The sequence below is a fragment of the Catenulispora pinistramenti genome, assembly GCF_018274385.1.
Taxonomy (GTDB): Bacteria; Actinomycetota; Actinomycetes; order Streptomycetales; family Catenulisporaceae; genus Catenulispora; species Catenulispora pinistramenti.
The window spans coordinates 47,059-67,556 of record NZ_JAAFYZ010000023.1 but is presented as its reverse complement, the minus strand read 5'-3'; the positions used below and the strand labels follow the sequence as shown (position 1 = coordinate 67,556).

Here is a 20,498-nt window from a genome sequence, read left to right as displayed (position 1 = left end):
GGTCCGGCTGATCGCCGTTCCCGTCTCACTCCCAGACGGTGTTGCCCGGGCTCGGGGACGCGGTCGGGGCCGGCGTCGTGTCCGCCACCCGGGTGATGCCGGCGCTGTGGTGCGTGGCGGCCGGCGCCAGCACGAAGGCGAGGGCGCAGAGCAGGAACGCGACGAGCATGGCGGCGATCAGGCTGGAGCGGGCGGAAACAGACATGAGTTTGTAGATCCTCTTATCTCGGTGGTTTTCGGTGCCTTCCGCATCCGATGGAGCAAACGTAAATCGGGGTCTTATTCACCGGCCTAATAGCCGCTCTCGTCTCGCTATCGGTCACCTGACATGCGGGTTCTGCGGCGCGGGCCGGCAACGGCCCGCGCGGAGAGCGGCTCGATGGCGCACCGATAGCGGCGGTCCCGATGATGACGACGTCACGCCGACCAGCCCCGGACTCTCGCGCAAGGAGACTCATGCCTCCCGACCAGAACCCGCCCGGCCAGGTGAACTCTGCCCGTCGTGCGGGGGCGTGGAGCGCGGACCGGACCGGCCCCCTGGACCTGGTGATCGTTGCCCGTCGAGTGGTGAGCGCCGCCGGAGCGAGCCCGGGCTGGGTCGGCGTGGCCGAAGGCCGCCTCGCCGCCGTCGGCCCCTGGACGCAGCCGGTTCCCGCGAGCCGCGACGTCGTCCGGCTGGCCGATGACGAGGTGCTGATACCAGGGCTCGTCGACAGTCATGTGCACGTGAACGAACCCGGCCGGACCGCGTGGGAGGGCTTCGCGCACGCCGGCCGGGCTGCCGCCGCCGGCGGGGTCACGACCATCGTCGACATGCCGCTGAACAGCATTCCGCCGACCACCACCCCGGAGGCGCTGGCGCTCAAGCGCGCGCGGGCCGAGGGGGTCGTGGCCGTGGACACCGGGTTCTGGGGCGGCGCCGTGCCGGAGAACCTGGACCGGCTGCACGAGCTGACGGCGGCCGGAGTGCTCGGTTTCAAGTGCTTCCTGGCCGATTCCGGGGTCGAGGAGTTCGGCCACCTGGACCTGGCCGGACTTACCAGGGCCCTGACACAGACGCGGGCGCTCGGCGTTCCGCTGCTGGTGCACGCCGAGGATCCGGCCGGCTTGGCCGCGGCGCCCGCGCCGAGGGGGCGCGACTATCGCGCGTTCGTGGCCTCGCGTCCGCCCGAGGCGGAGGCGGCGGCGGTGGCGCAGGTCGCCGAAGCGGCGGCTGCGACCGGCGGGTGGGCGCACATCGTGCACGTCTCCAGCGCGCCCGCGGTCGAAGTGCTGCGCGCCGCCAAGGCTCGCGGCGTGCTCGCGACGGCCGAGACCTGCCCGCACTACCTCTACTTCAGCGCCGAGGAGGTCCCCGACGGCGGCACCGAGTTCAAGTGCTGTCCGCCGATCCGGAGCCGCGAGGACCGGGAGGCGCTGTGGCGGGGACTCGCCGACGGGGCGCTGGACTGTGTGACCAGCGACCACTCGCCGTGCACCGACGACCTCAAGCTCGCCGACGCCGGCGACTTCGGCGCCGCGTGGGGCGGCATCTCGGGGCTCCAGCTGCGGCTGCCGGTGCTGTGGACGGCCGCGGCCGAGCGCGGCTTCACGCTGTCCGACCTCGTGCGCTGGGCCTGTCAGGCACCGGCCCGGCTGGCCGGGATCGCCGACCGCAAGGGCGGGATCGCCGAGGGCCTGGACGCCGACCTGGTGGCCTTCGCGCCGGGGGCGGGACTCACGGTGGACACGACACGGCTCCACCATCGCAATAGCCTGTCTCCTTACACGGACCGGGCCTTGACCGGCACGGTTCGGCGCGTGTGGCTGCGCGGACAGGAGATGGACCTCGACGGCCTCGCGGTGAATCCGGCCAGCGGCTTGCTGCTGGGCCACCGCCGTGGCCCTGTCCGGCAATGAGATCAAGGAGATACCGACCGTGCGAGCACTGTTGGCAAGCAGGCAGATCAGGCTGCTGTTCCTCGGCAACACGGTGTCCGTCTTCGGCGATTCGGCGCTGTCCCTCGCCCTGGGCATCTGGGTCCGGCTGCTGACCGGATCCACGGCGCTGGCCGGGACGTGCTTCCTGGCGATGGTCGTGGGCACGATGCTCTCGCCGGTCAGCGGGCTGGCGGTGGACCGGTTCCGTCGCAAGCCCCTGATGATCTGGACCTACCTGGCGACCGCGGCGCTGCTGGCCAGTCTGCTGGCCGTGCACGATCGCGGGCAGGTGTGGCTGATCATCGCCGTGACCTTCCTGTACGGGGTCTCCGGCACGGTCACCGCCAGCGCGCAGCAGGCGCTGGTGCAGCGGATCGTGCCCGAAGACCTGCTCTCGGCGGCGAACGGCCTGCAACAGACGCTGAGCCAGGGCACGAGGCTGATCACGCCGGCGGCCGGCGCCGGGCTGCTGGCGTGGCTCGGCGGGCAGGCCGTGGCCGCGGTGGACGCCGCGACGTTCCTGGTCGCCGTCGTCTGCCTGCTGCTGATCGACGTCGAGGAGGAGAAGCCGGCGCGCGATGCCGGGGAGAGCTGGGCCGCCTCGGCTTCGGCCGGGTTCAGGTTCCTGGCCCGGACGCCGGTCCTGCGGCAGGTGGTGGTGTCCTCCGCGGTCCTGATCCTGGCCGTCGGCTTCTTCGAGACCGTGGACCTCCAGATCGTCACCGCGGGCCTGCACCACGCCGCGACCTGGATCAGTGTCCTGCTGACCGTGCAGGGCGTGGGCAGCCTCGTCGGCGGCGCGACGGCGCACGCCGTGGCCCGCCGGGTCGGCGACGGCCTGCTGGTGGTCGCCGGCATGGCCCTGATGGCCGGCATGGCCCTGCTGTTCACGATCCCCGCCGACGCCCCGGTCCTGGCCGGCGCCGCACTGTGCGGCGTGTCGCTGCCCTGGCTGGTCGTCGGCGTCACGACCATCTTGCAGAAGCAGACCCCGAACGAGAACATGGGCCGCGTCATGGGCGCGGCCGAACTCGCGCTGGCCGCCCCGCAGTCGATCGGCATCGCGGTGGCCGCCGCGCTGATCGGCGACGTGCCCTATCGCGCGCTGTGCTTCCTGGCCGCGGCGATCATCATCGGCGCGACCGCCTATTTGGCCACGCGCGCCGAGCAGCGCGGCAAGCCCGCGGAGCTGGACGAGGCAGAGGCACCGAGCACTCAGACCGTTTGAGCTCAGACCGTTTGAGCACAGACAAGCGCGGCACAGCTTCGGAGCTGTGCCGCGCTCGGGCGTATCGGTCAGGCGATCATCTCCAGCACCGCCTCGATGCTCTGGCCGGCCAGGATGTCGACGGGATCGACGTTCAGGCCCGCGGCTTGGGCGGCTTCGACGACGCGCAGCGCGCTGAGGGAGTCGCCGCCCAGGTCGAAGAAGTTGTCGTCCGGGCGGACGACTGGAACCGCCAGGATCTCGGCCCAGATGGCGGCCAGGACGGACCCGGGGTCCGCGCCCGCGATGTCGACGACGGGCGCGGGGGCGGGCGCCGGCGCGGGCACCGCTGTCAGCGCGGCTCGGTCCACCTTGCCATTCGGCGTCAGCGGGAGCCGCTCGTGTCCGACGAAGGCAGCCGGGACCATATAGCTCGGCAGCCGCTCGGTGGCGAAGGCACGCACTCGCGCGAGGAGTTCCTCATCCAGTGCCGACGGCATCGATTGGCCGGCGGTCGCCACCGCGGGCACCACGTGGCCGACCAGCCGCGTCGCCCCAGACCGACCGGCAACCGGCACCGCGACCACGGTCGCCGCCGAGATGCCCGGGCAGGCGGTGAGCACAGCCTCGATCTCCCCGAGCTCGAGCCGGTGCCCACGCACCTTCACCTGGTGGTCGACGCGGCCGAGGTAGTCGATCGCGCCGTCCGGCAGCCTGCGGACCAGGTCCCCCGTGCGGTACATGCGCGCGCCGGGCCGTCCGGAGTACGGGTCCGGCAGGAACCGCTCCGCCGTCAGCCCTCGAAGCCCTCCGTAGCCGCGGGCGACAGCCGGGCCGCCGACGTACAGCTCGCCGGTCTCGCCGTCGGGTACGGGTTCGTACTCCTGTGACAGGACGTAGAGGACGTTCTCGGCCGACGCGACGCCGATCGGCACCGGATCGCCCTCGGCGATCCGGGCGCGGTCCACGACGTGGATCGCGCAGTTGACCGCGGTCTCGGTCGGTCCGTAGCCGTTGTGGATCAGGCAGTCGGGGGTGAGTACCGCAGCGGCCTGAGTCACCAGCGCGCCGGTCACCTTCTCGCCGCCGAGGTGCACCTGGCGCAAGGTGTCCAGCCGGTGGCCGGCGGCGACGAGTTCGGCGAAGAAGCCCGGGGTGGTGTGCAGGGTGTCGATGCCCCACTCGGCCAGCGCGCGGGCGAACGCGCCGGGCGTGACCTCGCCGAGCGGCCCCGGGAAGTACAGCGTCCCGCCGGTGCAGACCGTGGTGAGCATCTCCCAGACGCCGAAGTCGAAGGCCGGGTTGAGGTTCTGGACGACACTGGTGCCCGGGCCCAGCCCGAAGTGGGCCGTGCTCCACGCCATCAGCGGGACCAGATTCCCGTGGGTGACGGCCACGCCCTTGGGCGCTCCGGTGGATCCCGAGGTGTAGATGACGTAAGCCAAGTCGTCGGCGTCGGCGAGGCGGGGACCGTCGAAGTCTGCGATCGGATCGTCGGCACCGCGGCTGTCGTCGCCGGCCCCGTCCGGAATGGCGATCACCCGGACCCCGTCAGCGGCCCGCTGCGCGATCCCCCGGGCCCGCGCCAGACCGGCCCGGTCCGCGAGCACCGTCCGCACCCCCGCGTCCGCGACCATGAAGTCCAGGCGCGAGTCCGGCAGCTTCGGGTCCAGCGGCAGGAAGGCGGCGCCGGCCGCCAGCGCGCCGAGCATCCCGCTCAGCGCGCCGCGGCCGGGCACCGCCAGCACCCCGACGACGGCCTGGTCAGCCGGCGGCGTGGTCATAGCGCGCCTCGCGCCCGAAGCTCGTCATCGGCCGGACCACCGTGTCCAGCGCGATCCCCTTGCGCAGCGCCAGGATCACGCCCGCGGCCTCCGGATAGCCGCCCACCTCGATGACGTCGGCCAGGCCCAGCGCCTGGACCCCGACGTCGAGGATGGTGGCGTTGTCGCGCACCGCGATGACCGGGATGCCGCGCCGCGCCGCCTCCAGGACCGGCACCCCGCCCAGCGCGCCGGCCGGGGCCACCACCGCGACGACGTCCTCGACACCGAAGCCGGCGGCCAACCGGGAGGCGGTGCGCTCGGGCAGGATCTGCGGCGCGTTGCGCAGCCCGATCAGCACGCAGGCCAGGCCGCTGATGGAGACGAACTCACCGGCACCGCGCGCGTCCACGACCCCGAGATCCAGCGGCAGGCCCTTGACGTTCATCATCGGCGCGTGCGCCGCCGGCACCCCGAGCGCCTTGACGATCAGGTGCGAGATCACCGCCTCCGCCCCGCCGACCGGGTTCGGGTGCTTGCCCGCGAAGTGGCTCGCGTAGTCCTCCGAGGGCAGGTCCTGGACGTTGGTGGTGACCGCGATCGCGGTGGCTCCACGGTCCAGCAGCTTCCGCGCCGACGCCAGCAGCACGTCCGGCCGCTCGACGGCGCCGACGTAGGCGCCGGCCTCGGTGCGCTCGCAGTAGGAGCCGATCGGCTCCTCGGTGACCAGCACGTCGACGATGTCCACGCCGTGCACCGCGCGCACGGTGTTGACCACGTTGATGACGTGCTCCACGGCCTCCGGCGAGGCCTTCTCCACGATCAGCCCGACCCGGTTGGCGCGCGGCCGGTAGAGGTTGACCTCGCCGCGCACGAAGGCGTCGATGCACGAGCCCTCGGTGTAGAGCACCCGCTCGTCGGTGGCGATGAAGTTGGAGGCGTTGACCGCGTTGGGGTTGGTGACCAGCACGTCGGCGGCGGCCGCCAGCAGCGCGGTGGCCGGCCCGGCGTCGCCGGCGTAGCCGCCGATCTCGCAGCCGATGCCGGTGGGGATCAGGCTCACCACGACGTCGGCGCCGGTCGGCGGCAGCGGCCGGCGCGCCGGGACGACGGGCAGCTCTCCGGCGTACTCGGTGCTGTCGATCACTATCTCCCGGGCGTCGGCGGCGCTGACGTACCAGCGCAGCGGCTCGCCCCCGACCCGCTCGGCGACCGCGGCCAGCAGCCGGTCGACGTCGCCCGCCTCGGACCGGTCCAGGACGTGCCTACGGTTGACGATCATGATGCGGCTCCTTGATGAGTTCGGCCAGCTGGGTCGTGATGCGGAACAACTCGCGGTAACTGACGACGGCCCCTGAGGGGTCCACATGGGCCGGTGCGTCGGGGGTCCGCTCGGCCGCCTGGGCGAAGAGCCCGTAGACGGTTGCCACCGAGGCGGAGTCGGCGGCATCGGGAATCGAAGGGCTGGAAGGGATGTAAGGGCTGGAAGAGCTGGAAAGGATGGACGGGGTTGCGGGAATCGAGGGATCGTGCGGAATCGGGGTCACCACGCCGGCCTCCCCGGCGAGGATGGCGGAGGCGAACCCACCGCCACCTGCCCGACCGCCGCCAGCGCCGCGCCCAGAACGTCGGCCAGGTCGTCCGGCCGGGTGGCCAGCAGCCCGCCCGGCGCGACGGCGCCCAGGACGTGCACCGGACCGGCCGCGTCCTGCCGCCAGCCGGCCAGGTCGATGTCGGCCTCGCTCTGCCCGGCGGCCCGCACCAGCAGCAGCGGCACGTCCAGCGGTTCCAGGCGGTGCGTGTAGTCCTCGGCCATCCGCAGATCACCGCGCAGGGCGGGTTCGAAGAACGCGAACAGCCGGTCGTCGCCGAGCACGCGGGACGGGGTGTCCCCGTGCTCGTCCAGCCAGCGCCGCAGCTCGGCGGTCGGCAGCCCGGACAGCGGCGGCTCGGGCGCGCCCGGCGCCGGTTGGTCCACCGCCAGCAGGCCGAGCGCGCCGGCCGCGGCGTCCGGTGCGGCCGAGGCGATCACGCTCAGGGCCACGCGCCCGATGAGCGCGCCGGAGCAGATCCCGGCGATCAGGTACGGCCGGCCGTCCTCCCGCCAGCGCTCCACGACCGCCGCGGCCAGCTCGGCCGCCGCCGCCTGGACCGAGGCGTGCGGCGGTTCGCGCAGCCGGTTGTCGCGGCCGGGCAGCCGGTAGGCCCGGATCTCGGCGGCCGGCCCGAGCCCGGCGGCGACGGGCTTCCACGAGGCCGCGCCGGCTCCGGCGTGTCCCACGCCGTAGACGACCGCCGAGGCCTCCGTGCAGGCTTGCGGCACGTACAGTGCTCGGGACACGGCCGGGGCCGCCGGCGCGGCCTGCGGTATCGGATTCCCAGACATCGTTCTCCCTCCGGTTGGCTGAGCCCGGCTCAGGTGAGCAGGCCGTACGCGGACAGGGCTTTGCGATAGGCGACGGCCACCCGGTCGAACTTCAGGTGCAGCTCGTCGGCCAGGTCCAGCGGCAGCTCCTCGGGCCGCTGGCTCTCGACCACGACTCGGTCCTGCTCGGCGAGCGTCTCCTGGAACTCCACGTAGCGACGGTCGTCGCCGTCGAGATCGAAGTCCCGGGACTGGTAGCAGAATCCGGTCGAGACGGTCGCGCTGTCGGGGCGCACCGCGAAGAAGAGCACCCGGCTGCGGCCGGTGTCGTGGTAGCGGCTGCGCAGGTGGATGGCGTGCGGCAGGGACAGCACGTAGTCGTTGGTCATCAGCCCGTTCGGGCCCGACAAGTCGTTGATCCCCTCGGCGGCCGGGACCCGCATGGTGAGCGAGTACCGCAGCGTGCCGTCCTCGGTCTGGACCGCGTGGTCGGGGACCTCCAGGTCGTCGCGGCTGCCGAGCAGTCCGTCGTGCAGCCAGCCGAGGTGCCCGAAGTCGGTGAAGTTCTCCACCATCCGCGGTGCGGCGCACTGCCAGGCATAGGGCGGGCAGGCGGCGTGCCGGAACCCGGGAGCGTCCCACTCGGGGAAGTCCGGGATCGGCGCGCGGGGCGTTCCCAGACACACCCAGACCAGTCCGTAACGCTCCTCGCAGGCGAAGACGAGCGCCCGCGCCGAGGCCGGGACCGGCGCGTCCGCGGCCAGCTGCGGGATGGCCAGGCACTTCCCGCGGCCGTCGTAGGTCCAGCCGTGGTAGGCGCAGGCGAGCTTGCCGTCGGAGACCTTCCCGAGCGAGAGCGCCGTGCCCCGGTGAACGCACAGGTCGCGAAAGCAGCGGGCGGCGCCGTCGGCGTCCCGCCAGACCGCGAGCGCCCGGCCGAGCAGCACCACCTGCGTGGGCTGCTCCCCGAAGTCGGCCGACCAGCCGACCGGATGCCACCAGTCCAGGAGGGGATCGGTGCTCCGGGACTCCTGCTCGATCAGCCCTCTGATATATGTCTGATTCGCCATCGTGTCCTCCTCGGTGCGGCCGACGCCTCAGTACTCGATCTTGTAGTGCGCGGTCGACCAGGACCGGAAAGGCACGTCGGAGTCGGCGTGCGCGATGCGCACCACCGGCACCGGCCAGTCCTGGACCGGGGTGGCCAGCAGGTCGTAGAACTCCCGGTCGTCGAAACCGGCGCCCTCGGCGGCCTGCCGGTCGGCGGCGTACACGATCCGCGACACCCGGGCCCACAGCGCGGCCGTGATGCACATCGGGCACGGCTCGCAGGAGGAGATCAGCGTGGTCCCGGTCAGCCGGAAGTCGCGGATCCGCGAGCACGCGGCCCGGATCGCCATCACCTCGGCGTGCGCGGTCGGGTCGAAGGACTCGGTGACCCGATTGCCGCTGCGGGCCAGCACCTCGCCGTCGCGGACGATCAGCGCGCCGAACGGGCCGCCGCCCGCGGCGACGTTGTTCTCGGCCAGCTCGATGGCGTCGCCGAGCCAGTCGTGCTCGGCCGGGCTGACGGCGCCGGGGGCGAGCAGTCGGGCGTCCGGGACGGGGGCGGCCGCGGTCTGGATGGTCATCGGGATTCCTCATTCGGGGAGTCGGCGTCACTCGGGAAGTCGGCGTCGCCAGCGGCGCCGGCGCCGGGGGCGCCGCGGCGGACGCTGCCCTCGATGACGCCGTACGGCCGGTCGAACACGGTGAAGACCTCGTTCCCGGGCTCCAGCCCGAACGGCGTCAGGTCGACGGGAACGTGGTGGATGTTGGGCAGCCGCAGATCGATCGACTCGACCTCGGGCACCCCGGCGAGCACCCGGCGGCCCATCGCGAACAGCGTCTGCTGCACGGCCAGGCTGTGGGTCTGCGCGAAGGCCTCCAGCAGGTGGGCCAGGACGGCGTCCCGGACCTTCGACCACGCCGACGTGCCGTCGGCGCAGTGCCAGCGCGCGCCGACCTCGGTGGCCAGGAGCCGGTCCCGGGTGGGGGCCAGGGTGGTGTAGCGGTCGGTCAGGAAGCTGTGGAACTCCGATCCGGACGTCTTCAGAACCTTGATCCCGCGCAGGCCGCAGGCCACGGTCAGCCGGCCGTCGGCGACGGTCGCCCAGGCCAGCTGGACCGCCTCGCCGCCGTCGGCGAAGGCGGTCGCGGCCGGCAGGCCCTCGACGGGCAGCCGCTGCCAGCTTCGTTCCTCAACGCGGACCCGGGCGCTGCGGACCGCCGGATGCGCGGCGGCGAAGTGCCGGGCCAGCCGGGCGCCGAACTCCTCGACGGAGCCGATCGGGTCGGCGGCGAAGGCGTGCACGGTGTTCTTCTGGCTGTCGGTCGGCAGCACGGCCGAGTTGTCGCCGTCCAGATAGCTCGCCTCGAAGTCCCCGGACAGGACGGTGGTGACCGTCAGGTCCCGGACCCGGTGCCGGTCGCCTTCGCGCTCGACCTTGAGCAGGTGGACGTCGGCCTTGCCATAGCTGTTGGCGGCCAACACCGCGATGACGGGCTCAGCCATCGGCGACCAGCTCCTTCAGACGGTTCACGGCGATCTCGGTGAGGTGGGCGCGCGTCGAGGCGCGCTCGTCGGCGGGCAGGCCGGCGCAGCGGCGTTCCACCTCGGCGCAGATCTGCGCGGGCGACAGACCACTGGCCCTGATGAGGAAGCGGTGGCCGAACCGGTCTTCGTAGGCCGAGACCCGGCCACGCAGAACAGCCAGCTCGGCCTCGGAGCCGGCGGCCGCGCGCGACTGCTCGGCGCGCGACCACCGGGCCGAGCGATCCCGGCCGGCCGGCGGCTCGCCGATGCGCGGGTGGGCGTCGGCGGCCCGCCGGACCTCGGACCAGTCCAGCCTCGCCAGCGCGGCCCCGGCCGTGCGCAGGAGCCCGGCAGTGTCCTGATAGGGACGCCCGGCCGAGACCGCCGCCGACCACTCCGGACTGGCACAGCAGTGCTCGAGCTCGGCGCGCGCCAGCGGATCGGTCAGGGTGTTGAACCAGGCCAACGCCCTCACCTGGACCACCCCGGTTCGCGGGCCCGCCGGCACAGCTCCAGCGCGGCGCGCAGCAGCACGTCGGCGCCGGTGACCAGCTGCTCGGGATCCGTGTCCTCCTCAGGGGCGTGGCTGATGCCGGCACGGCTGGGCACGAAGACCATGCCGATCGGCGCGATCTCGGCCACCACCTGGGCGTCGTGCCCGGCCCCGCTGGGCAGGTCCATGGTCGCCAGCCCCAGCTCCCGCGCGGCGTCCCGGACGACCTGGCGCAGCACGTCGGTGGTGGGCACCGGCTCGACGCGCCCGGTGGTCCGCACCCGCACCCGCACCCGGTACCGGCCGCCGATCTCGTCGGCGACCCGCGCCAGCGCGGCCTGGGCCGCGGTCAGCCGGTCCCCGGACAGGTCCCGGATCTCCCCGGCCAGCCGGACGTTGCCGGGGATGACGTTGATCTGGTCCGGGTGCGACTCCACCTGGCCGACGGTGGCCACGGCGCACTCGCCGCTGCGGGCCAGATCCTCGACGGCCAGCACCGCGTGCGAGGCCGCGACGAGCGCGTCGGCCCGGTCGTCCATCGGCGTGGTGCCGGCGTGGCTGGACCGGCCCTGGATCCGCAGGTCGAAGGTGACCCGGCCGGTGATCGTGGTGACCACGCCGACCGGGATCCCAGCGCGTTCCAGATAAGGGCCCTGCTCTATGTGTGCTTCGAGGTAGGCGCCGATAGACCCGCGCGCCCAGGCCGCGTCCCGGATCCGGGACAGGTCGCCACCGGCCCGGGCCAGGACCGGCCGCAGGTTCGTGCCGTCGCGGCTGCTGTAGCGCAGGCTCGGATCCAAGGTGCCGGCCACGCCCCGCGATCCGAAGAACGGATACGGGAACAGCCCGGCCTCCTCGTTCGTGAAGGCGATCGCGACCGGCTCCAGGCCCAGCGGTTCGTCCCGTTCGGCCAGGACCGTCAGCACCTCCAGCGCGGCCAGGACGCCGTAGGCGCCGTCCAGCCGGCCGCCCTTGACGACGGTGTCCATGTGCGAGCCCATCAGCAGCGCGGGCATGCCGGGCTCGGCGTCCCGGCGGCGGATCACCACGTTGCCGGCCTCGTCGACGCGCGCCCGCAGGTCGGCCCGCCGCGCGCGCTCCATGAGGTAGGCGCGCGCCCGGTCTTCCTCGGGCGTGAACGCGAGCCGGGTGATGCCTCCGGTCGGCAGCGCGCCGATCTCGGCGAGTTCGGCGATGCCGAGCAGCAGCCGGGCTCCGTCGACGTGCGGCTCCTGGTCCAGTCCGCCTGGAGGCGCCGCGATGGGGACCGGGGCGGTCACCGGTGGGACGGTCATGGCCGCGCACCCGGGACCGCGGGGACGGGGGACCGTGTCCCCGCCCGGATCAGGCTGCGCGCGCCGATCAGGTCCAGCGCCTCGGCCGGGTCGCGCGACACCTCGAATCCGCGGTCCGCGGCGGCGTCGACGAAACCGCGCCGGCGCAGCGTGCGGTCGGTGGCCGTGAACGACTCCCAGAAGTCGTCGGCGTCCAGCAGTACCAACGGCTTGGGGCAGGCGTCGAGGTACTTCAGGGAGACGATCTCCATGACCTCGTCCAGGGTCCCGTAACCGCCGGGCAGGGCGAGGAAGGCGTCGGAGCGGTCGACCATGATCTGCTTGCGCTCGAACATGGTCTCGGTCACGACCGCCTCGTAGGGCGGCGCGGACAGCCCGCGCTCGCGCTCGTAGAGGAACCTGGGCACCACGCCGGTGATCTCGGCCCCGGCGTCGAAGGCCGCCCAGGCCAGCTCCCCCATCAGGCCGGAGCCGCCGGCCCCGTAGACCAGCCGGTGCCCGCGCGCGCCGAGCAGGCGCCCGGTCTCACGGGCCAGATCCAGCGCCTCGCGGCTGCCGGAGCGGGCCCCGCAGAACACGCACACGTTCAGGGGCCGCGCGGCTCCGGGTGCGGACCCGGCATTCGCGTCCAGGTGGAGGGTTTTGATGGTTTCCACAGCTGAGGACTTCCTTTCCGGCTCCGGGGCCCGCCGGTACGTTGTCGGCAGGAGCGGCCCCGTGCTCGCTTGAGCGGGATTAGCAAAGGGACTCGGCGTCCGGCACCAGGTCCCGGACGATGTCGCCGACCACCGCGACGCGTTCCTCCTGCGGGAAGGAATGGCCGCCGGGGTAGGTGCGGAGGGTGAATCCGGCGCGCGTGTGCGCGGCCCAGGCGCCGGTCCCCTCCGGGGTGGTGAGCTCGTCCCGGTCCGCCTGCAGCGCCGTGATCGGGCAGCCGAGCGCGGGGCCCGGGCGGTGGTCGTAGCTCTCGACGATCTTCAGGTCGCCGCGAACCGCCGGTTCCATCAGAGCGATCAGCTGGGCGTGCTCCCGGGTCTCGGCCGGGACGCCGCAGCGGGAGATCAGCACGTCGAGGATCTCCTCGATGGGCCGGTCGCTCAGGCCCGGCTCCAGCTGCGACCAGAACCGCGGGGCGACCGCGCCGGAGACGTAGAGCCGGACCGGTGGCCGGCCGCGGGCGGACAGCTCCCGGGCGAGTTCGAAGGCGATGATCGCGCCCATGCTGTGCCCGAACAGCGCGAAGCGGTCCGGCGCGTGCTGCTCGAGGTGCGGCAGCACGGCCTCGACGACCGCGGGCACGGACTCCAGCGCGGGCTCGTCCAGCCGCGCCTCGCGGGCCGGCAGCCGCACCGGCACCACCGCCAGCCAGTCCGGCGCCAGGGTGCTCCAGGGCCGGAAGCCGCTGGCTCCGCCGCCGGACGGCGGCAGGCAGAACAGCGCGGTCTGCCCGGGGCCGGCCTGCTCGGTCAGCCAGCGGGTCAGCGGCGGCCGGACCTCGACGGAGCTTGGGACGTTCACGGTTCTCCTTTTCGGGTCGGGGCTGATCGGGCCGAGCGGATCAGGCGGATCGGGCGGGCCGGGCGGATCGGCCGGGCGGATCAGGCCAGGCGGATCAGGCCCCGTGCACCGCCGCCATCCGGCGGCGCAGGCTCAGTGGCCGCATGTCGACCCAGACCTGCTCGATCCGGTCCAGGCACACGTCCTTGGGACCGGCGGTGCCCTCGGCGGTCCAGCCGGCCGGCAGCTCACGGCCCGCGGGCCAGATCGAGTACTGCTCCTCGTGGTTCACGACCACCTGGTACTCGAGCTCGTTCTGCTCGTCGTGCTCCATCTGGGATGTCCCTTCCGTGGTCACGGATAGCGCCGGGCAACACCGTCGGAGCGCGAGCTATCGGAGCGCCTTCAGCACGCCATCGTTGGCCGGCCGATGGCCCGCCGATGCCGGACCGATACGCCGCGGCGCGACGGTTCCGGCGTGGCCTGTGACGCCCGACGTGCCGAGGCGCGGATCAGGCCAGGCGCGGTCCCCGAGACTCCACGAGGTATTCAGATGCATGACGAACCGCTCTACGCCCGGCCCGACATCCGGGTCGAGGGCCTGATCAACAGATTCTGCGCCTGGCTGCACGTGTTCGCGCCGGTGCCGGCGGCCATGAACCTGGCGAACCTGCACCTGCCGATGCTCGACTCGTTCGTCGAGCAGCCACAGGTGCACGCCGACGCGGTCGCCAACCCGCAGATGAAGGGCGGGTTCTTCATCAACGTCGACGTCGCGCGGCACGGGGAGATCCGCGAGCTGCGCGACCGGATCCGCAAGGAGAACGAGCTCGCCGAGCGGTTCGCCAAGGCCGTCGCCGACGCGGAGGACATGCTGCGGGCCCAGGCCACCGGTTACGACCTGAGCCCGCTGTACGCGCAGCTGCCCGATGAACTGCGCGGCACCGTCGAGCTCGTCTACGACACCGACAACCACGCCCAGCTGCGGTTCATGGAGGCGCTGCTCTACAAGTCGGACCTGTACCGGCCCGACCTTCAGGCGCTCGACCTGTCGCTGGACGACGGCACCGAGCCGCCGTTCGCGCTGGCCACGCCGCGCCTGCCGGAGCCCGGGCACCTCCAGGTGCCGACCCCCCTGCGGGAACGCGGCGTGGACACCCTGTTCGCGGCCCGGAACCGGCCCAAGCGGCTCAGCGAGATCGCGGACGCGCTCGGTGTCGAGGACGCCGCGGGCCTGCAGACTCTTCGCGGCCTGCTGAGCACGGAGCCGACCCTACGACCGGACCGCACCATCGACGGCGGTGGCCGGATCCGCTACTTCGGCCACGCCTGTGTGCTGCTGCAGAGCCCGACCGTCTCGGTCCTGACAGACCCCTTCATCAGCTCGCACACCGCCGCCGGCGACGGCCGGTTCACCTACGACGACCTGCCGGACCGGATCGACTACGTGGTCATCAGCCACGGGCACCAGGACCACGTCGTGCCCGAGACGCTGCTGCGCATCCGCGAGCGGGTCGGCACGGTCATCGTGCCGCGCAACGGCGGCGGCAACCGCGAGGACCCCTCGATCCGGCTGTTCCTGGAGCACCTCGGCTTCGACGTGCGGGAGGCCGACAGCTTCGACGAGGTGCCGTTCGACGGCGGCAGTATCGTCGCCACACCGTTCCTGGGCGAGCACTGCGACCTGGACATCCGGGCCAAGTCCACGTACGTGGTCCGCATCGCCGGCAAGAGCGTGTTCATCGGCGCCGACTCCTCGGGCCTGGACGCCCAGCTCTACGCCCGGATCCGGCGCGCGCTGGGGCCGGTGGACATCGGCTTCCTCGGCATGGAGTGCGACGGCGCGCCGCTGTCCTGGCTCTACAAGGCGCTGTTCACGCAGCCGGTCTCGCGCAAGATGAGCATCACGCGCAAGCTCTCGGGCTCCAACGCCGCGCAGGCCGTGGACATCGTCCGCGAGCTCGGCATCCAGCAGGCCTTCATCTACGCGATGGGGCAGGAGGAGTGGCTGCAGCACATCATGGCGACCAGCTACACGCCCGAGTCGTACCAGCTGCAGCAAGTCGCCGAGTTCCTGGCGGCGTGCGCCGAGCGCGGAGTGGAAGCCACCCACCTGCTGGTGCGGGGGGAGACACGCTGGTGAGCCTCCTGGAGACGCGGCTGCTGCTGGACACCGGGCCGACCGCGCAGGAGGTGCGCGAGATCCAGCGGCGATTCGCGGCGCTGGACCTGGCGGTCACCGCCGAAGGCCACTCCTACGGCGGGCCGCCGCCCACCTCGGCGTTCCTCATCGTGCTGAACGCGCCGGTGGCCCGGCTGCTGGACCACTTCGCGGCGGAGATCGCCGAGGGCCCGGACCGGCTGCGCGAGCTGGTCGACTTCCTGCGCTCGCTGCGCGCCGACCCGCGACGCTGGGGCCGGCCGCACGCCGTGACGATCGAGGACGCGGCGAACGGGATCACCGCGACGCTGGCGGCGGAGCTGCCGCGGGCTGCGTACGAAGGACTGCTGGCCGTCGACGTGTCGGCGGTGGGCCGTGGCTCCAGCCCGGTCGACCTGGCTTGGGATCCGCGGCTGGAGCGCTGGACCGCGACGCTGACCGAGGCACCGATGCCGGTGGCCCGGCGGCTGCCGACGCGCGCCGGGTCCGGAGCCGGCTCGGCCGAGCCTTCGGTCGTCGGGCTGGGCACCGCGGAGATCGCGGGGTTGTGGCGGGTCGTGCACGGCGTCGGTGACGGCGTCGGCGTCAGTGACGGCATCGGCGTCGGCGTCGGTGACTCGGCGGTGCGGTGGCAGCGTGCGTATGTGGTGCTGTACAGCTCGATGGGCTGGACGACGGCCTCGATCGCAGCGCGGACGATGCTGAGTCCGGAGCGGGTGCGTACGGTGATCCGGAACTTCAACCGCGATGGCTTCGCGGCGCTGGAGACCCTCTATGCCGGCGGCGACGCGCCGCTGCGGATGACAGAGGCGGAGCACCGCGATGCCGCGGCTGCGGTTCGGCGAGGCCCGCACTGCTTCGGGCTGACGGATCGGAGCGAGTGGGACGCCGAGTCCCTGGCGCAGGTCCTCGTCGGCCAGGGCATCGTCGAGGACGTCGATGCGCGCTGGCTCGAAGAGCTCACGGGTATCGGCTCTGGGCTCGATCGAGAGGGTACTTGGGAGGGTGCTTCGGTGGGAGGTACTGCCACTACCCGGAAGAGCACGACCTCCCGCCCGCGCACGAATACGGGTTCCATGGCAGCGACACAGCAAGGCAGAGCACCTTCGCATCGGCGTGCTCATCCTCACTGAAGGGAATGCGCCATGGAATACCAGCGTCTCGGCACGTCAGGACTGAAGGTCAGCCGGATCACACTCGGCTGCATGAGCTTCGGCGACCCCGCGCGCGGCAACAACCAGTGGACGCTCGACGACGAGCAGGCCGAGCCCGTCTTCCGGGAGGCCGTCGAGCTCGGGATCACGTTCTGGGACACCGCCAACGCCTACGGCCGGGGGGCCTCGGAGGAGACCGTGGGCCGGGCCATCCGCGAGTACACACGGCGCGAGGACATCGTGCTGGCGACCAAGGTGTTCTTCCAGATGGGCGACGGCCCCGGCGGCGCCGGGCTCTCCCGCCGGGCGATCATGGAGCAGGTCGACGCGTCCCTGACCCGCCTCGGCACGGACTACATCGACTTGTACCAGATCCACCGCTTCGACCCGGCGACCCCCGTCGAGGAGACGATGGAGGCGCTGCACGACGTGGTCAAGGCGGGCAAGGCCCGCTACATCGGCGCGTCGAGCATGTGGGCGTGGCAGTTCTCCAAGATGCAGTACACCGCGCGGCTGCACGGCTGGACGCAGTTCACCTCGATGCAGAACCAGTACAGCCTGATGCAGCGCGAGGAGGAGCGGGAGATGTTCGGCCTGCTCGCCGACCAGGGCGTCGGCTCCATCCCGTGGAGCCCCCTGGCCAAGGGGCGCCTGGCCAGGCCGTGGGGCGAGCAGACCGCCCGCAGCGGGACCGACGCCGTCGCCCGCCAGCTGATGCCGCACGACGACAAGCCGATCGCCGACGCGGTACAGGCGATCGCCGCCGAGCGCGGCGTCCCGATGGCGCAGATCGCCCTCGCCTGGGTACTGCGCAACCCGGTGGTCAGCGCGCCGATCGTCGGACCCACCAGGACCGGGCACCTCGCCGACGCGGCCGCCGCGCTCAGCCTCCGGCTCACCGACGAGGAGGCGCAGCAGCTCGAGGCGCCCTACACACCGCGCATGCCCAGCGGCATCCAGATCCCCGTGGCCGGCCCCGGGGCTGTCCCGCGCTGAGCCCCGGTCCGCCTCTCGCCCCGGCGGCGGTATGGCCAGCGCGCCCAGCGCATGATCATCACAGCTCCCTCCGGGGAGAGTGGCCGTATCCGATCTCACAGAGTGACGTTCGCCTGCCGCCTGGCGAATGAGCTGGTAGCTTCCGCGACATGGTGGACGACAGAGACAACACGGCTCTGCCGACGCTCGTGAACGACGCCGAAAGCGGCATCCTGCTGTTCGGCATCACTCCGCCGCGTCTGAGCACCGCTCCCGAGCGGGTCCGGGAGATCACCGCGGCCACGTTGGCGCGGTTGGACTTCCTCGACGTGGATGGTCTGGCGCTCTACGACATCGACGACGAGAGCGACCGCAATCCCGCGGAGCGGCCGTTTCCGTACCTGCCGACCATGGACCCCGCCGTCTACCACGCGGAATACCTCGGCGAGTGGAACCGCCCCGCGGTCATCTACCGGTGCGTCGGCAAGTACCCCCAGGCGGAGCTGCGGACTTGGCTGCAGACGGCCGACACGGACCGCGTGCTCGGCGTCTTCGTCGGTGCGGCCTCGAAGGACAAGGCGGTTCGGACCCGCCTGCCCGAGGCACAGGCCCTGCGCCGCGACGTCCGCCCGGACCTGCTGCTCGGCGGCGTCGCCATCACCGAGCGGCCCGAGGAGCACCTGCGGTTGCTGGCCAAGCAGGAAGCGGGATGCACGTTCTTCATCTCGCAGGTCATCTACAACGCCGACGCGGTGAAGAGCATGGTCTCCGACTACTACTACGCCTGCCGCGACCGGCAGCTCGCCCCCAAGCCCGTCCTGTTCACGCTCTCGGTGTGCGGCTCGGTGAAGACGCTGACGTTCCTCAAATGGCTCGGAGTCGACGTGCCACGCTGGATCACGAACTCGCTGCTGCACGCCGAGGACACCCTGGCCGAGTCGTACGAGCACTGCTTGGCCAACGCCCGTGACCTGGTCGCCTTCTGCCGCAAGCTCGGCATGCCGTTCGGCTTCCTCGTGGAGAGCGTGTCGATCCGCCGAGTCGAGATCGAGGCCTCGGTCGCCCTCGCCGGCGAGGTGAGCGAACTGCTCGGGCGCGGCCGGTAGCACGAGGGGCGCGGCTATCGCGCGAGCCCGCCGAATCGGCCTTCCAGCGTGATCAGCAGGTGCGACAACAGCCGCGACAACTCGGCCCGTTCGTCGGGACCCAGGTCGGCCAGGATCGTGCGTTCGTACTCGATCTGGCGCGGCGTCACCTGTTCCACCAGTCCGCGGCCGGCCTCGGTGAGTGACAGCCGGGCGACGCGGCGGTCGTGGTCGTCCACAGTACGCGCGACCAGGCCGCGGGCCTCCAGGGCACGGATGCGCTTGGTGACGGCGGCGCCGGAGGCGAACGTCTCGCGGGCCAGGCGGCTGGGGGTGACGTCCGCGCCGACGCGGAGCAGGGCCGACAGGACGTCGTACTCGGGGCGGGTCAGGCCGGAGGTGGCGAGGGGTGCGTCGGCGGACAGGTGCAGGAGGTTCGCGCAGCGGTAGAGGCGGCCGACGATCTCCATGGGTTCCAGGTCGAGGCCCGGCAGGACCTCGGCCCACTGCCTGATGACGGAGGAGACGATGTCCTCGGGCATGGCGGGTCTCACTTTCCACGGATTATTTTACAGGTAAAACACTTGCTAAGCTTCTGGGGTGACCTCCTTGTACCCTAGCCACCGCCGCCCGCTGCCCGCGCTTCGCGACAGCCTGCACGTCCGCCGTGTCCACGGCAGCGCGACCGTCTTCACGGCGCTGCGCGCGGCGCTCGCCGTCGGCGCCCCCGCCGCGCTGGTTCTCGTACTGGGACGTCCCGACCTCGCCGCCTTCGCCATCTCCGGCGCACTGGCCATCCTGTACGCGCAACAGAAGCCGCGGCGCCTGCGGATGGGAACGACCGCGGGCGCCGCGATCGCGCTGCAGGCAGCCGGCGCAATGGCCCTGCTCGCCGCGTCGCTGCACACGCCGACCGCGGGACGCGTCCTGGCCGTGGGAGCCATCGCGCTGTCGGCGAAGCTGGCATGCGACGTGCTCGGGGCCACGCCGCCGGGCGGCATCATCATCACGTTCAGCTCCGCGGCCCTCGCCTTCACCCCGCAACAGCTGCACGAGATACCCGGGCACGTAGCTGTCGGGGTGCTCGGCGGGCTGTGGGCAGTCGCGCTGTCGTTCTTCGGGCCTGCCGTACCCGGGCCCGCTGCCGCACTTGAAGCCCGCGCAGCCCGTGGAGCCGGCACAGTCCGTGGAGCCGGCACGGCGCAGACGCCCGCCCCGGGACGAACGGCCAGCCCGGCTCGCCGTCCACACGTCCGGCCACACCTCCCCGGCGCGCTCCGCGTCGGCGTCGGTGCGACGCTGGCAGGCCTGGTGTGCCTGACCCTCGGCGTGGACCGGCCGTACTGGGCGATGATCGCCGCCGCCGCCGTGCTGCAGGGACCCACCGTCGGCATGGTGTATCAACGATCGATCCAGCGGTGCATGGGCACGGTGGCCGGCGTCGCACTCACCGCGGTCTTCGTCGTGGCCGGCGGCGGCCACCTGTGGCCGCTCGCGATCGGGATGCCGGTGCTGATGTTCGCCGCCGAATGCCTGATCGCCCGCAACTACGCCCTCGCCGTGACGTTCGTGACGCCGCTGGCCCTGTCGATGAGCGAGTTCATGCACTGGACCTCGGCCCGCCCCATGGTGACCAGCCGCCTCATCGACACGGTCGCGGGCAGCGTGATCGGCCTGGCCGCCGCCATGATCATCACCAACCGCCGAGTCGTCGACGGCGTCGAGGCCGCACTGGAGCGGGTCGACCACGCCCACACCGTCCTGGACCGCGCTCCGGCCGAAGCCGAAACCGAAACCCCGAACCCCGCGCTCCACACCGCACGAGCCGCCCTCACCGCCGAACTCGCCGCGCTGCGCACCGCCTACGACACCGCCCGCAGCGAGTGGTACCTGAAATCCCTTCCCCACGAGGCCGTCCAAGCCGCCGAGCACACCGGACGCCAACTACTCGGCCGGCAAGCCTGAATCCAGGCCGGATAGGACCTCGCCGATGGCAACCCCGACTCGG

The 20,498-nt window shown here is 72.4% G+C and carries 21 protein-coding genes; 7 read left to right on the top strand and 14 right to left on the bottom strand.

Annotated features, from left to right (window positions below):
* Positions 1 to 25: 25 nt before the first annotated feature.
* Positions 26 to 205, bottom strand: coding sequence for a hypothetical protein (locus KGQ19_RS09835; protein WP_212008772.1), 180 nt, complete (start codon positions 203 to 205; stop codon positions 26 to 28).
* 332 nt (positions 206 to 537) lie between these two features.
* Here KGQ19_RS09835 and allB point away from each other — a divergent pair, with 332 nt between their 5' ends.
* Positions 538 to 1,899 carry an allantoinase AllB gene (gene allB / locus KGQ19_RS09830; RefSeq protein ID WP_368862077.1) on the top strand — a complete coding sequence of 454 codons (1,362 nt, stop codon included), beginning with the start codon at positions 538 to 540 and terminating at the stop codon, positions 1,897 to 1,899.
* Positions 1,900 to 1,918: 19 nt separating this feature from the next.
* Positions 1,919 to 3,148 (top strand): MFS transporter, encoded by a 1,230-nt coding sequence (locus KGQ19_RS09825; protein ID WP_212008770.1) that lies wholly within the window; start codon positions 1,919 to 1,921, stop codon positions 3,146 to 3,148.
* 68 nt (positions 3,149 to 3,216) lie between these two features.
* Here the strand turns inward: KGQ19_RS09825 and KGQ19_RS09820 are convergent, their stop codons facing one another.
* The 12 genes from KGQ19_RS09820 to KGQ19_RS09765 all read right to left on the bottom strand — a co-directional run bounded on the left by KGQ19_RS09820 (position 3,217) and on the right by KGQ19_RS09765 (position 13,449).
* On the bottom strand, positions 3,217 to 4,911 hold the full coding sequence (locus KGQ19_RS09820; RefSeq protein WP_212008769.1) for a non-ribosomal peptide synthetase: 1,695 nt from the start codon (positions 4,909 to 4,911) through the stop codon (positions 3,217 to 3,219).
* Entirely contained in the window at positions 4,892 to 6,172 is a 1,281-nt protein-coding gene (locus KGQ19_RS09815) for a DUF3326 domain-containing protein (RefSeq protein WP_212008768.1), read from the bottom strand. Before KGQ19_RS09815 ends, KGQ19_RS09820 begins: the two co-directional genes overlap by 20 nt.
* Positions 6,156 to 6,440 (bottom strand): hypothetical protein, encoded by a 285-nt coding sequence (locus KGQ19_RS09810; protein WP_212008767.1) that lies wholly within the window; start codon positions 6,438 to 6,440, stop codon positions 6,156 to 6,158. The genes KGQ19_RS09815 and KGQ19_RS09810 overlap by 17 nt, the downstream gene beginning before the upstream one ends.
* Positions 6,434 to 7,276 (bottom strand): thioesterase II family protein, encoded by an 843-nt coding sequence (locus tag KGQ19_RS09805; RefSeq protein ID WP_212008766.1) that lies wholly within the window; start codon positions 7,274 to 7,276, stop codon positions 6,434 to 6,436. The genes KGQ19_RS09810 and KGQ19_RS09805 overlap by 7 nt, the downstream gene beginning before the upstream one ends.
* A gap of 29 nt (positions 7,277 to 7,305) precedes the next feature.
* Positions 7,306 to 8,325 carry a Rieske 2Fe-2S domain-containing protein gene (locus KGQ19_RS09800; protein ID WP_212008765.1) on the bottom strand — a complete coding sequence of 340 codons (1,020 nt, stop codon included), beginning with the start codon at positions 8,323 to 8,325 and terminating at the stop codon, positions 7,306 to 7,308.
* Between the two features lie 27 nt (positions 8,326 to 8,352).
* Positions 8,353 to 8,886 carry a nucleoside deaminase gene (locus tag KGQ19_RS09795; protein ID WP_212008764.1) on the bottom strand — a complete coding sequence of 178 codons (534 nt, stop codon included), beginning with the start codon at positions 8,884 to 8,886 and terminating at the stop codon, positions 8,353 to 8,355.
* Positions 8,883 to 9,809, bottom strand: coding sequence for a factor-independent urate hydroxylase (gene pucL, locus KGQ19_RS09790; protein WP_212008763.1), 927 nt, complete (start codon positions 9,807 to 9,809; stop codon positions 8,883 to 8,885). Before pucL ends, KGQ19_RS09795 begins: the two co-directional genes overlap by 4 nt.
* Positions 9,802 to 10,305, bottom strand: a complete 504-nt coding sequence (locus tag KGQ19_RS09785) for a 2-oxo-4-hydroxy-4-carboxy-5-ureidoimidazoline decarboxylase (protein WP_212008762.1) — start codon at positions 10,303 to 10,305, stop codon at positions 9,802 to 9,804. The genes pucL and KGQ19_RS09785 overlap by 8 nt, the downstream gene beginning before the upstream one ends.
* Positions 10,302 to 11,618, bottom strand: a complete 1,317-nt coding sequence (locus KGQ19_RS09780) for a Zn-dependent hydrolase (protein ID WP_212008761.1) — start codon at positions 11,616 to 11,618, stop codon at positions 10,302 to 10,304. The genes KGQ19_RS09785 and KGQ19_RS09780 overlap by 4 nt, the downstream gene beginning before the upstream one ends.
* Entirely contained in the window at positions 11,615 to 12,274 is a 660-nt protein-coding gene (locus KGQ19_RS09775) for an LOG family protein (RefSeq protein ID WP_212008760.1), read from the bottom strand. Before KGQ19_RS09775 ends, KGQ19_RS09780 begins: the two co-directional genes overlap by 4 nt.
* 79 nt (positions 12,275 to 12,353) lie before the next feature.
* On the bottom strand, positions 12,354 to 13,136 hold the full coding sequence (locus KGQ19_RS09770) for a thioesterase II family protein (protein WP_212008759.1): 783 nt from the start codon (positions 13,134 to 13,136) through the stop codon (positions 12,354 to 12,356).
* A gap of 94 nt (positions 13,137 to 13,230) precedes the next feature.
* A complete protein-coding gene (locus tag KGQ19_RS09765) occupies positions 13,231 to 13,449 on the bottom strand; it encodes an MbtH family protein (RefSeq protein WP_212008758.1) in 219 nt (72 codons plus the stop codon).
* A gap of 219 nt (positions 13,450 to 13,668) precedes the next feature.
* On the opposite strand from KGQ19_RS09765, the gene KGQ19_RS09760 reads away from it, so the two are divergent.
* The 4 genes from KGQ19_RS09760 (at position 13,669) to KGQ19_RS09745 (ending at position 18,511) form a co-directional block, all read left to right on the top strand.
* Positions 13,669 to 15,258, top strand: a complete 1,590-nt coding sequence (locus KGQ19_RS09760) for an MBL fold metallo-hydrolase (RefSeq protein WP_212008757.1) — start codon at positions 13,669 to 13,671, stop codon at positions 15,256 to 15,258.
* The gene (locus tag KGQ19_RS09755; RefSeq protein ID WP_212008756.1) at positions 15,255 to 16,409 is read left to right on the top strand and encodes a helix-turn-helix domain-containing protein; all 1,155 of its coding nucleotides are present in this window, start codon (positions 15,255 to 15,257) and stop codon (positions 16,407 to 16,409) included. The genes KGQ19_RS09760 and KGQ19_RS09755 overlap by 4 nt, the downstream gene beginning before the upstream one ends.
* Before the next feature lie 12 nt (positions 16,410 to 16,421).
* Entirely contained in the window at positions 16,422 to 17,426 is a 1,005-nt protein-coding gene (locus KGQ19_RS09750) for an aldo/keto reductase (protein WP_212008755.1), read from the top strand.
* Positions 17,427 to 17,575: 149 nt separating this feature from the next.
* Positions 17,576 to 18,511, top strand: coding sequence for a methylenetetrahydrofolate reductase (locus KGQ19_RS09745; RefSeq protein ID WP_212008754.1), 936 nt, complete (start codon positions 17,576 to 17,578; stop codon positions 18,509 to 18,511).
* Between the two features lie 14 nt (positions 18,512 to 18,525).
* On the opposite strand, the gene KGQ19_RS09740 is transcribed toward KGQ19_RS09745, so the two are convergent.
* Positions 18,526 to 19,032 (bottom strand): MarR family winged helix-turn-helix transcriptional regulator, encoded by a 507-nt coding sequence (locus tag KGQ19_RS09740; RefSeq protein ID WP_212008753.1) that lies wholly within the window; start codon positions 19,030 to 19,032, stop codon positions 18,526 to 18,528.
* A 58-nt stretch (positions 19,033 to 19,090) separates the two neighbouring features.
* On the opposite strand from KGQ19_RS09740, the gene KGQ19_RS09735 reads away from it, so the two are divergent.
* The gene (locus KGQ19_RS09735) at positions 19,091 to 20,455 is read left to right on the top strand and encodes an FUSC family protein (protein WP_212008752.1); all 1,365 of its coding nucleotides are present in this window, start codon (positions 19,091 to 19,093) and stop codon (positions 20,453 to 20,455) included.
* The last annotated feature ends 43 nt before the right edge of the window (positions 20,456 to 20,498 follow it).